The 12,989-nt window shown below is 43.4% G+C and carries 9 protein-coding genes and 3 tRNA genes; all 12 read right to left on the reverse strand.

The features are described from left to right. Positions 1-27 precede the first annotated feature (27 nt). The 12 genes from rpoC to ACYVAA_RS20395 all read right to left on the reverse strand — a co-directional run bounded on the left by rpoC (position 28) and on the right by ACYVAA_RS20395 (position 12,946). A complete protein-coding gene (gene rpoC / locus ACYVAA_RS20340) occupies positions 28-4,341 on the reverse strand; it encodes a DNA-directed RNA polymerase subunit beta' (RefSeq protein WP_460545341.1) in 4,314 nt (1,437 codons plus the stop codon). Positions 4,342-4,391: 50 nt separating this feature from the next. Next, the gene (gene rpoB / locus ACYVAA_RS20345) at positions 4,392-8,267 is read right to left on the reverse strand and encodes a DNA-directed RNA polymerase subunit beta (protein ID WP_460545344.1); all 3,876 of its coding nucleotides are present in this window, start codon (positions 8,265-8,267) and stop codon (positions 4,392-4,394) included. Between the two features lie 153 nt (positions 8,268-8,420). Further along, positions 8,421-8,798, reverse strand: coding sequence for a 50S ribosomal protein L7/L12 (gene rplL, locus ACYVAA_RS20350; protein WP_186754478.1), 378 nt, complete (start codon positions 8,796-8,798; stop codon positions 8,421-8,423). A 53-nt stretch (positions 8,799-8,851) separates the two neighbouring features. Further along, positions 8,852-9,388, reverse strand: a complete 537-nt coding sequence (gene rplJ, locus ACYVAA_RS20355; RefSeq protein ID WP_460545346.1) for a 50S ribosomal protein L10 — start codon at positions 9,386-9,388, stop codon at positions 8,852-8,854. A gap of 2 nt (positions 9,389-9,390) precedes the next feature. Beyond that, positions 9,391-10,089, reverse strand: coding sequence for a 50S ribosomal protein L1 (gene rplA, locus ACYVAA_RS20360; protein WP_460545348.1), 699 nt, complete (start codon positions 10,087-10,089; stop codon positions 9,391-9,393). A 10-nt stretch (positions 10,090-10,099) separates the two neighbouring features. Further along, positions 10,100-10,543 (reverse strand): 50S ribosomal protein L11, encoded by a 444-nt coding sequence (gene rplK, locus ACYVAA_RS20365; RefSeq protein ID WP_460545350.1) that lies wholly within the window; start codon positions 10,541-10,543, stop codon positions 10,100-10,102. 3 nt (positions 10,544-10,546) lie between these two features. After that, positions 10,547-11,104, reverse strand: a complete 558-nt coding sequence (gene nusG, locus ACYVAA_RS20370; RefSeq protein WP_460545352.1) for a transcription termination/antitermination protein NusG — start codon at positions 11,102-11,104, stop codon at positions 10,547-10,549. 18 nt (positions 11,105-11,122) lie between these two features. Beyond that, positions 11,123-11,311 carry a preprotein translocase subunit SecE gene (secE, locus tag ACYVAA_RS20375; protein WP_460545354.1) on the reverse strand — a complete coding sequence of 63 codons (189 nt, stop codon included), beginning with the start codon at positions 11,309-11,311 and terminating at the stop codon, positions 11,123-11,125. Positions 11,312-11,329: 18 nt separating this feature from the next. Continuing rightward, positions 11,330-11,400 (reverse strand) — tRNA-Trp (locus ACYVAA_RS20380). Positions 11,401-11,515: 115 nt separating this feature from the next. After that, entirely contained in the window at positions 11,516-12,703 is a 1,188-nt protein-coding gene (tuf, locus tag ACYVAA_RS20385) for an elongation factor Tu (protein WP_460545358.1), read from the reverse strand. 60 nt (positions 12,704-12,763) lie between these two features. Further along, positions 12,764-12,835, reverse strand: a tRNA-Thr gene (locus tag ACYVAA_RS20390). A 38-nt stretch (positions 12,836-12,873) separates the two neighbouring features. Next, a tRNA-Gly gene (locus ACYVAA_RS20395) sits at positions 12,874-12,946 on the reverse strand. Between the last annotated feature and the right edge of the window lie 43 nt (positions 12,947-12,989).

Genomic DNA, 12,989 nt, shown 5'->3' on the forward strand with positions numbered 1-12,989 from the left:
GGCCTTTTGTATTCATCTAAATTCGTTTTATTTAACGGTCTCTTTGGTCTTACGTGATCCGCTTTCTTTTTCACTGGTGGAAAGCTTTTCGTATTCCTCCTTAGATCCCACAATTATGTGCTGGAAACTTCTTTGTCCAGTACCTGCAGGTATAAGGTGCCCTACGATTACGTTTTCCTTCAGTCCAAGAAGCTCATCTCGCTTACCTCTGATAGCCGCCTCACTCAATACCTTAGTAGTTTCCTGGAAGGATGCTGCTGAAATAAAGCTTTCAGTACCCAAAGAAGCTGCAGTGATACCTTGGAGAGTAGGTTTCGAAACAGCAGTTTCGGCATCTCTCACCTGTACCAACTTAAGGTCTTTACGCTTCAGGCTGGAATTTTCATCCCTCAACCTTCTGGCGGTAATGATCATACCAGCCTTCAAAGTGCTGGAATCTCCAGCATCCATAACCACTTTCTTATCAAGGATATTATCGTTTTCCTCTCTGAATGCCCACTTGTCCACTACCTGACCTTGAAGGAACCCAGTATCACCAGCATCAAGGATTTCTACCTTCTGCATCATTTGGCAAACGATCACCTCGATGTGCTTATCGTTGATCTTCACCCCTTGCAGACGGTATACCTCCTGGATTTCGTTTACCAAGTATTCCTGTACCGCAGTTGGGCCTTTGATCGAAAGGATATCATTAGGGGTAATCGCTCCATCAGAAAGTGCTTCACCTGCTCTGATAAAGTCATTTTCCTGAACCAGGATGTGCTTGGACAAAGAAACCATGTAGCGCTTCTTCACCCCATCTTTTGATTCAATGAAAATCTCTCGGTTACCACGCTTGATGCCTCCATAGGTCACCACTCCATCGATCTCAGAAACTACCGCTGGGTTAGATGGGTTACGGGCTTCAAACAATTCCGTTACCCTAGGTAGACCACCGGTAATATCCCTTGTTTTACCTACCGAACGAGGAATCTTCACAAGGATTTGACCAGCTTTCACCTTATCTCCTTCTTCAACAGCAAGGTGTGCTCCCACAGGGATATTGTATCCTTTGGTCTCCTCACCGTAATTTACAACCACAGCAGGGTTTTTGGTCTTATCCTTGGTATCTATGATTACTTTCTCTTTGTATCCGGTCTGATCATCGGCTACTTCCTTATAAGTAATCCCTTCAATGATCGCATCGAATGACACCTCACCGTCAAATTCTGAAAGGATAACCGCGTTATATGGATCCCATGTACACAGGGAATCTCCTTTAGCGATTTTCTGTCCATCCTTGACATTAAGTACCGCACCATAAGGCACGTGGTTGGATACCAGTGTTTTTCCGGACTTTACATCGTTGATCTTGATCTCTCCGGACCTACCCATTACGATGGAAACAGCGTCTCCATCTTTGTTGGTGGTATCAATCCATCTCAGTTCTTCTTCAAATTCAACCACACCTTCAAACTTGGCGTTGATACTTGCCTCTACCGAGATATTGGATGCCGTACCACCTACGTGGAAGGTTCTCAAGGTAAGCTGGGTACCGGGCTCACCGATAGATTGGGCAGCAATTACCCCTACCGACTCACCGCTTTGTACCACTCTACCTGTGGACAGGTTACGGCCGTAGCATTTGGTACAAACCCCTCTTCTGGATTCACAGGTCAATACTGATCTGATCTCCACTTCTTCCACTGCTGACTCATCTATCATCCTGGCCAGCTCATCAGTGATTTCCTCACCTGACTGGATCAACACTTCATCACTGATAGGATCAATCACATCGTGAACGGATACCCTACCGACAATTCGTTCTGATAGCGGCTCTACGATTTCATCGTTGTCCTTCAATGCCTGCACCACAAGACCCCGAAGTGTACCACAATCTTCTTCTGATACAATTACATCTTGGGCCACATCCACCAACCTTCTTGTCAAGTAACCGGCATCTGCTGTTTTCAAGGCAGTATCTGCAAGACCTTTACGTGCACCGTGAGTTGAGATAAAGTACTCCAATACGTCCAAACCTTCTTTAAAGTTGGAAAGAATTGGGTTTTCAATGATCTCCCCTACAGAACCTTGAAGGTTTTTCTGCGGTTTGGCCATCAGCCCCCTCATACCTCCAAGCTGACGGATCTGCTCACGAGAACCCCTCGCGCCAGAGTGCATCATCATATAGATGGCATTGAATCCTTGCTTATCCTCCTCCATCTGCTTCATCAGGATGTTGGTAAGATTGGAGTTGGTCCTGGTCCAGATGTCAATCACCTGGTTATAACGTTCGTTGTCTGTAATCAGACCCATCAAGTAGTTATTCCATACCTGATCCACTTCTTCTTTTGCCTTGGCAATCAATGGATCTTTATCTTCTGGAATAATCACGTCGTTTAGTCCCATAGACAGACCGCCTTGGTAGGCCATCTGGAATCCTAGATGTTTGATATCATCCAAGAACTGGGCACTACGGGCGATACCGCATATTTTCACTACCTCAGCAATGATCTGCTGAAGTTTTTTCTTCGTAAGCAATTCGTTGACATACCCTACTTCCTCAGGAACAAACTGGTTGAAGATCAAACGGCCGGCAACCGTCTCAACGATCTTTTCTACCAATGAACCGTCTTCTTCTCTTACTTTCACCTTACACTTGATCAGAGCGTGTTGGGATATTGCCTTTTCATTCAAAGCAATGATCACATCTTCTTCACCATAGAAAGTCATTCCCTCACCAGGTACTGGCTCTTCAGGGGTAGACTTTCTACCTTTGGTTACATAATACAGTCCCAATACCATGTCCTGGGATGGTACAGTAATAGGTGCACCGTTCGCCGGGTTCAGGATATTGTGAGAGGAAAGCATCAAGGTAGAAGCTTCCAAAATCGCCTCATGACCTAGTGGAACGTGAACGGCCATCTGGTCACCATCGAAATCGGCGTTAAAGGCAGTACATACCAACGGGTGTAGCTGAATAGCTTTTCCTTCTATCAGTTTTGGCTGGAAGGCCTGAATACCCAATCTGTGAAGTGTAGGAGCCCGGTTAAGCAATACAGGGTGACCTTTCAATACATTCTCAAGGATATCCCATACGACAGGGTCTTTTCTATCTACAATCTTCTTAGCGGATTTCACTGTCTTCACAATACCTCTTTCGATCAGTTTTCTGATGATAAAAGGCTTGAAGAGCTCAGCCGCCATATTTTTAGGCAGACCGCACTCATGAAGCTTCAGTTCAGGACCTACTACAATTACAGAACGTCCAGAGTAATCCACACGCTTACCGAGCAAGTTTTGACGGAAACGTCCTTGCTTACCTTTCAACATGTCAGAAAGTGACTTCAGCGCCCTGTTGCCGTCAGATCTTACCGCATTTACCTTTCTTGAGTTATCAAACAGGGAATCCACGGCCTCTTGAAGCATCCTTTTTTCGTTTCGAAGGATTACCTCAGGAGCCTTGATATCGATCAATCGCTTCAGACGGTTGTTTCTGATGATTACTCTTCTGTAGAGATCATTCAAATCAGAGGTAGCAAAACGGCCACCATCCAAAGGAACCAAAGGTCTCAGTTCCGGTGGAATCACAGGAACCATTCGAACGACCATCCACTCCGGACGGTTTTCAATTCTGGTTCTTGCATCTCTGAAGGCTTCAACCACTTTCAGTCGCTTTAAAGCTTCCGCTTTTCTTTGCTGAGAAGTGTCCGTAGCCGCTTGGTGACGAAGGCTATAAGAAAGGTCGTCAAGATCTAGTCTTGCCAACAACATTTCAATGGCCTCAGCACCCATTTTTGCGATGAACTTGTTCGGATCATCGTCGTCAAGCATTTGGTTTTCTTTAGGAAGCTTGTCCATGATATCCAAATACTCGTCTTCTGTTAGGAAATCCAAGTACTGCAGGCCGTCTTCAGCCTTGATACCAGGATTGATAACAGCATATCTTTCGTAGTATACAATTTGATCCAGTTTCTTGGTAGGCAGACCTAACAAGTAACCGATTTTGTTTGGCAGGGATTTGAAATACCAGATGTGCGCCACAGGAACCACCAGTTCGATGTGTCCCATTCTTTCTCTACGCACTTTCTTTTCAGTCACCTCTACCCCACATCTGTCACAAATGATACCTTTATATCTTATGCGCTTATACTTACCACAATGACATTCCCAGTCCTTAACAGGCCCGAAAATACGCTCACAGAAAAGACCGCCCATTTCAGGCTTGTACGTTCTGTAATTGATAGTTTCCGGTTGCGTCACCTCACCATGAGAGCTATCCAGGATCGATTCCGGAGAAGCCAAACTAATAGTGACTCTGGAAAAGTCGTTGTTTAGTTTTTTATTTTTTCTGAACGCCATAATTTGTTTTGTGAGTATGTGAAGGGCCTTTCGGCCCAATAAGATCTAATTTAGTCGAGTGTAATTTCAAGGGCCAGGCCTCTCAATTCATGAACCAATACATTGAATGATTCAGGAATGTTTGGCTTAGGAAGATTTTCTCCTTTCACAATTGCCTCGTAAGCTTTTGCCCTACCGATTACATCATCAGACTTCACCGTAAGAATTTCTTGAAGCACGTGCGAAGCGCCGAAGGCCTCCAGTGCCCAAACCTCCATCTCTCCGAAACGCTGACCACCAAACTGGGCTTTACCACCCAATGGCTGCTGCGTGATCAAAGAATATGGTCCAATCGATCTGGCGTGCATCTTATCATCTACCAAGTGACCTAGTTTCAGCATGTAAGCGATACCTACTGTAACCGGCTGGTCAAACTTCTTACCTGACAAACCATCATAGAGGTAAGTTCTACCAAAGGATGGAAGACCTGCCAGATCCAATTCCGCAGCCACTTCTTCCGTAGTAGCTCCATCGAAGATCGGAGTGGCATATTTCTTTCCGAGTTTCTGTCCGGCCCAAGCCAATACCGTCTCGAAAATCTGTCCGATATTCATTCGGGAAGGTACCCCAAGTGGGTTCAATACGATGTCCATCGGTGTACCGTCTTCCAAGAACGGCATATCCTCATCACGTACAATCTTGGCTACGATACCTTTGTTACCGTGACGACCTGCCATCTTATCTCCCACTTTAAGCTTACGCTTCTTAGCCACATAAACTTTAGCAAGCTGAACAATACCTGCAGGAAGTTCATCCCCTACTTCCAGGGTGAACCTGTCTCGCTTGAACCTACCAGAGATTTCATTTCTGGTATTGGTATAGTTTTTCACCAATTGCTGGATCAATCCATTTGTGTGCTGATCATCTGTCCAGTCATCCAAAATGATATCAGAAATCAAATTGGCTTCCTCTGGTACATTATAATTGCTCTCATCCCTGTAAGGGTTCTTCGCTGGGAACAAATTGTTTTCAATATTCTGAATATTGAATTTCACTCCCTTACTGATGATCTCATCGCCGAACTTATGCTTCACGCCCTGAGAAGTCATTCCATCCAGAATGCTCACCAGTTTGTTGATCATCTTAGCCCTTACTCCCAAAAGTTCTTTGGTATAGCTTTGCTTCAGCTTCTCAACTTCAGCTTTTGCTTTGGCCCTAAGTTCTTTGTCCTTTTTAGGTCGGGAGAACAACTTGGTCTCGATCACGACACCGTTCAGTGAAGGGGAAGCCTTAAGCGATGCATCTTTCACATCACCGGCCTTATCACCGAAGATCGCTCTCAATAGTTTTTCTTCCGGAGTTGGATCGGTCTCACCTTTCGGGGTGATCTTACCAATAATGATATCACCTTCCTTAAGTTCAGCACCGATTCTAATGATACCATTTTCATCCAAGTTCTTAACCGCTTCTTCAGAAACGTTAGGAATCTCAGAAGTCAACTCTTCTTCACCACGCTTGGTATCCCTTACTTCTAGTTGGAATTCCTCTACGTGAATGGAAGTAAAGATATCTTCCCTTACAACCCGCTCAGAAATTACAATCGCATCCTCGAAGTTGTATCCTTGCCAAGGCATGTAGGCCACCTTCAGGTTTTTACCCAATGCCAGTTCACCTTGGTTAGTAGAATATCCTTCTACCAATACCTGTCCCTTTTTCACGCGCTGGCCTTTCAGTACCAGCGGTGTCAGGTTGATGGTAGTGTCCTGGTTGGTTCTTCTGAATTTGATCAGGTCGTAAGACTTATACTCGTCACTGAAGTTGACCAGCAATTCATCATCGCTGAGGTCATACTTGATGACGATTTTCTTAGCATCCACAAAATCTACTACACCGTCAGTTTCTGCGATGATCAAAGACCTTGAATCTACTGCTGCCTTAGCTTCCAGTCCAGTTCCTACAATTGGGCTTTCGGCTTTCAACAATGGTACTGCTTGACGCTGCATGTTTGATCCCATCAGTGCACGGTTCGCATCATCATGCTCCAAGAAAGGAATCAAGGATGCTGCCACGGATACGATCTGGTTAGGAGCCACATCCATATAACTGATTTCATTTGGCTCCAGTACAGGGAAATCACCCTCAAACCTTGCTTTTACCCTGTCGTTGACAAAGCTGCCATCGGCCTCCAATGGGGCATTGGCCTGCGCAATGTTATTATTATCTTCTTCTTCAGCAGTAAGGAATACGATATCCTCTTCCTGCATGCCAGCCTTTCCTTCCTTCACTTTCCTATATGGAGTCTCCAAGAAGCCCATAGAGTTCACCTTGGCGTGTACACAAAGTGAAGAAATCAAACCAATATTTGGTCCTTCCGGGGTTTCAATGGTACATAGACGACCATAATGCGTATAGTGAACGTCACGCACCTCAAAACCTGCCCTTTCTCTGGATAGACCTCCTGGCCCCAATGCAGACAGTCTACGCTTATGCGTCAACTCCGCCAATGGGTTGGTCTGGTCCATAAACTGAGAAAGCTGGTTGGTTCCAAAGAACGAGTTGATGACAGATGAAAGCGTCCTGGCGTTGATCAGATCAACAGGCTTGAAGTCTTCATTGTCTCTTACGTTCATTCTTTCACGGATGGTTCTTGCCATTCTGGCAAGTCCTACTCCGAACTGGCTATATAATTGTTCCCCTACGGTTCTTACCCTTCTGTTGCTCAAGTGGTCAATATCATCGACCACTGCTTTAGAATTGATCAGACCGATCAGGTATTTTACGATACTGATAATGTCTTCAGTCGTCAATACAATCTTCTCAGACTCGATTTCCAGTCCAAGCTTCTTGTTGATTCTGTAACGACCTACTTCACCCAAATCATAACGTTTATCTGAGAAGAACAAGCCGTGAATTACCTCCCTTGCGGTAGCTTCATCAGGGGCTTCAGTATTTCTCAATTGACGGTAAATAACCTCAACCGCCTCTTTTTCGGAGTTGGAGTTATCTTTTTGCAGGGTGTTATAAATGATGGAATAATCAGCGATGTTCACATCATCTCTGTGTAGAATAATGCTTTTTGCACCGGAATCCAGGATCAATTCCACATCCTCGTCCGTAAGGATTGAATCCCTTTCCAAAAGCACTTCATTTCTATCGATAGAAACCACTTCTCCGGTATCCTCATCCACGAAGTCTTCCACCCAAGTTCTCAATACACGGGCCGCAAGTTTTCTACCTACTACCTTTTCTAAATTTGCTTTGTTGGCATCAATTTCCTCTGAAAGGCCAAAAAGATCCAGAATTGCCTTATCAGAACCATAACCGATTGCTCTAAGCAGGGTGGTTACAGGAAATTTCTTCTTTCTGTCAATGTACGCATACATGACATTATTGATATCCGTAGCAAATTCTATCCAAGAACCTTTGAAAGGAATGATTCTGGCAGAATAAAGCTTCGTACCATTCGTGTGCTTACTTTGGGCAAAGAACACACCTGGTGAACGGTGTAACTGTGAAACGATCACCCTCTCAGCTCCATTGATAACGAAAGAGCCTTTTTCGGTCATATAGGGCAAGTTCCCTAGGAACACTTCCTGCTCTATTGTTTCAAAATCCTCATTGTCCTCATCAGAACACAACAAGCGAAGTTTTGCTTTCAATGGAACAGAGTAAGTCAATCCCCTGTCAATACATTCACCGACACTGTATTTAGGCGGGTCTACTGTATAGTCAATAAATTCAAGCGTGAAGTTTTCTCTAGAGTCACTAATTGGGAAATTCTCTGAGAACACCTTGAAAAGCCCATCCTGTCTCCTCTTTTCTGCAGGAGTATCCAATTGGAAAAAATCTTTGAATGATTGTAATTGGATATCTAGGAAATCCGGATAGTCTTTGACTACCTTAATAGATGAGAAACTTTTCCTTTCGGGTTGATTCTGGATAGCCAAGGCAGTATATGTTTATAGTGATAATTATTAACTAAATGCGGCAATTTCCGCTTGGAATAGTGCAATTTTCTAACTGTGCACAAACAGGAAAAGACCTGACTTAGCAGTCAGGTCTAATCAATAACCTTCACCTATTAGATGAAGTTATTCAAATTATTTAAGCTCTACTTCAGCACCAGCTTCCTCAAGTTGCTTCTTAAGTGCTTCAGCTTCGTCTTTTGCGATTCCTTCTTTAATAGCTTTAGGAGCTCCGTCTACTACTTCCTTCGCTTCCTTAAGACCAAGACCGGTTAATTCCTTAACCAACTTCACTACTGCCAACTTCTGTCCACCAGCAGCTTTCAAGATAACGTCAAAAGAAGATTTCTCCTCTTCACCAGCACCTTCACCAGCACCACCAGCTACCATTACTGGAGCAGCTGCAGCAGCAGGTTCGATACCATACTCGTCTTTCAATATTTCGGCTAATTCACTAACCTCTTTAACAGTCAAGTTAACTAACTGCTCAGCGAATGCTTTAAGATCTGCCATTGTATTATTATTTAAAATTAACTGATTTTTTTACTAAATTGATTTGAATGATATTATGATTCTCTTTCAGAAAGAGTTTTAACAAGTCCAGCCAATGTATCCTGACCGCTCTTAAGCGCAGAGATAACGTTTTTGGCAGGAGATTGAAGCAATCCGATAACTTCGCCCAGCAATTCTTCTTTGGACTTCAGTGATGCCAACACTTCCAAATTGGCTTCGCCAACGAAAACGTCACTATCAATTGAAGCGCCTTTGAAAACTGGTCTGGTCTCTTTAGAACCGGCCTTCTTTCTGTACTCCTTAAGCACTTTTGCAGGCAAGCTTGCTGTCTCTGAAGCAAACAGAATACCTGAAAATCCTTTAAGTGTACCTTCTAGTTCTGTGTAATCTGCGTCAAGATTTTCAAGGGCCTTCTTAATGAAAGTGTTTTTATACACTCTATATTCTACACCCTTCTCAAAACACAGTCTTCTGAAAGTATTTACCTGAGCAACACTGAAACCTGATGCATCTGCAATATAGAAATGCGGAGTTTCTTTTAACTTCTCGGTAAGACTTTCGATTATTGTTAGTTTTTCCTCTCTAGTCATAATTAAATACCTTGAATACTCCCCTTATCAATTGCAATACCAGGAGACATAGTGCTAGATAAATGTATACTCTTAAAGTATGTCCCTTTTGAAGAAGCTGGCTTCAACTTTGAAATGGTATTGATAAGTTCTTTGGCATTCTCCTCGATCTTTTCTGGATCGAAAGACACTTTACCAACGCTCGCGTGAACGATGCCGAACTTATCTACTTTAAAGTCGATTTTACCACCTTTAACTTCTTTCACTGCTTTTCCTACTTCTAGGGTTACAGTTCCTGACTTTGGATTAGGCATCAAACCTCTTGGGCCCAATACTCTACCTAATCTACCTACTTTTGCCATTACGTTAGGCATGGTGATGATCACATCGATATCAGTCCATCCCCCTTCGATTTTGGCAATATAGTCATCTAAGCCAACATAGTCAGCTCCAGCTTCCTTAGCTTCTTCCTCTTTATCTGGTGTACAAAGCACAAGTACTTTTACATCTTTACCAGTTCCGTGCGGCAAAGCCACCACACCCCTTACCATTTGATCTGCTTTACGTGGATCTACACCCAAACGGATGTCCACATCCACAGAAGCATCAAACTTAGAAAGCGTGATATCTTTAACGATTGAAGAAGCCTCAGTAAGGGAGTACTGCTGGCTTGGGTCGTACTTAGAAAGAGCTTCTTTTTGCTTTTTTGTTAACTTAGCCATTGTTTTATATTTATTCCTCCCAAGGGGCTTTTCCTGAAACTGTGATTCCCATACTTCTTGCCGTACCTGCAACCATTTTCATTGCAGATTCTACTTTAAAGGCATTTAAGTCAGGCATTTTCACCTCAGCAATTTCTTTTACTTGATCCCAGGTCACTGAGCCCACTTTCTTCCTGTTTGGTTCCGGAGAACCTCCTTTAAGCTTCGCAGCCTCTAGCAACATATTTGCTGCAGGAGGAGTTTTTACTACGAAATCAAAAGACTTGTCCGAATAAATCGTAACAAGCACAGGTAGAACTTGACCCATTTTGTCCTGAGTTCTAGCATTGAACTGCTTACAGAACTCCATGATGTTCAAACCCTTTGAACCAAGGGCAGGACCAACAGGAGGAGATGGATTTGCCTGGCCACCCTTCACCTGTAATTTCAGATAACCAGTAATTTCCTTAGCCATTTCCTAGTCTTGTTTTTCTACTTGCATAAAGTTTAACTCCACAGGTGTGTTTCGGCCAAAAATCTTAACCATTACGTTAAGCTTTTTCTTATCCTCAAACACCTCTTCTATTGTCCCCGAGAAACCACTGAAAGGACCGTCCATTACCTTTACGGTCTCTCCAACTATATATGGCGTATCCATCTTCTCAGCAAACTCATCAATCCCTTCAACCCTACCTAAGATACGGTTGACTTCTGATTGTCGTAATGGCTCAGGAGTCTTGGAAGCTCCTCCTGCGTTTGCACCTAGAAAACCGATAACACCCGGGATACTCGTGATTACGTGATTGGCTTCACCATGGGACAAATCCGCATTAACTAAAACATAGCCAGGAAAGAAGTTTCTCTCTCTGACTCTCTTTTTGCCATTGCGCATTTCATATACTTTTTCAGAAGGGATCAAAACCTCAGGAATAAACTCCTCAAGTTTCTGCCGGGTAATCTCATTGTCCAAGTAAGACTTGGCCTTTTTTTCTTGCCCGGCCACCACTCTGAGTACGTACCATTTATGTTCAGCCATCAGTAATCGTTGATTCAATTAGAATAAATCATAAAACCATTTCATGAGATTCTCGAAGCTCAGATCAATCAAACCGATTACTACGGCAAAGATCAAAGAAGCCACAAGAACCAACACAGCATTGCTTTGTAATGAAGAATATTTAGGCCATGTAACCTTGTCCTTCATTTCGTCTATCGACTCGATAACAAAGTTCTTTACGTTCATGTCTTATGATTTTATGTGCACGGGCAGAGAGATTCGAACTCCCATCAACGGTTTTGGAGACCGCTATTCTACCATTGAACTATGCCCGTCTCTCCTTTTTACATCCCAAAAGGAATGCAAAAGTAGGTATTTTTCTATATAGAAACAAATGCGATCCTGAATATTTTCAGAACCGCATTTATATTTCTTTATCTTGATACGATATTAGTCAAGAATTTCAGTTACCTGTCCAGCACCTACTGTTCTACCACCTTCACGGATAGCGAAACGTAGACCTTTCTCAAGAGCAACAGCGTTGATCAAAGTAACTTCCATAGTTACGTTGTCACCTGGCATAACCATTTCAACGTTCTCAGGAAGTTTGATTTCTCCAGTTACGTCTGTTGTTCTCAAGTAGAACTGAGGACGGTATTTGTTGAAGAATGGAGTATGACGACCACCTTCTTCTTTTGACAATACGTAAACTTCAGCATTGAAGTGAGCGTGAGGAGTCACAGATCCAGGCTTACAGATAATCATACCTCTCTTAATCTGAGATTTTTCAATACCTCTAAGCAATAGACCTACGTTGTCACCAGCTTCACCTCTGTCCAAAATCTTACGGAACATCTCAACACCTGTTACAGTAGACTTAAGACCTTCAGCACCCATACCAATGATATCTACAGCGTCACCAGAGTTGATAACACCTCTTTCGATTCTACCAGTAGCTACAGTACCTCGACCTGTAATAGAGAACACGTCTTCAACAGGCATCAAGAAGTCTTTGTCAACAAGACGCTCAGGAAGCGGAATGTGGTTATCCACAGCATCCATCAATTCCATTACTTTCTCTTCCCACTTAGCTTCGCCGTTAAGCGCACCAAGAGCAGAACCAGAAATTACAGGGATATTATCTCCGTCGAAGTCGTAGAAAGAAAGCAATTCTCTTACTTCCATATCCACAAGCTCAAGAAGCTCAGGATCATCTACCAAGTCAACTTTGTTCAAAAATACTACTAGAGCAGGTACACCTACCTGATGGGCAAGAAGGATGTGTTCTCTAGTTTGAGGCATTGGACCGTCAGTGGCAGCAACTACAAGAATAGCACCGTCCATCTGCGCAGCACCAGTTACCATGTTTTTCACGTAGTCAGCGTGACCTGGACAGTCAACGTGAGCATAGTGTCTAGATTCAGTTTGATATTCTACGTGAGAAGTGTTGATAGTGATACCTCTTTCTTTCTCTTCTGGAGCGTTATCGATAGAAGAGAAATCTCTTAATTCAGAAAGACCCTTTCTGGCCAATACAGTAGTAATGGCAGCAGTCAAAGTAGTCTTACCGTGATCGACGTGACCAATAGTACCGATATTTACGTGCGGTTTGGAACGGTCAAAGGTTGCTTTTGCCATGCGTGAAAATCCTCTGTTTAGTTAATGATATGAATTAGTTAAATTATGCTAATGTCACTGAGCCAACGACGGGATTTGAACCCGTGACCTCGTCCTTACCAAGGAAGCGCTCTACCCCTGAGCTACGTCGGCTGATAACATCCTATTATCTATGCCATTAAATAGCATAGAGCGGGAGACGAGGCTCGAACCCGCGACCTGCAGCTTGGAAGGCTGCCGCTCTACCAACTGAGCTACTCCCGCTTATTACTATAAGTTTCTCTTATGCTATTAAAACACTCCCGAC

This window comes from Echinicola sediminis (genome assembly GCF_054777495.1).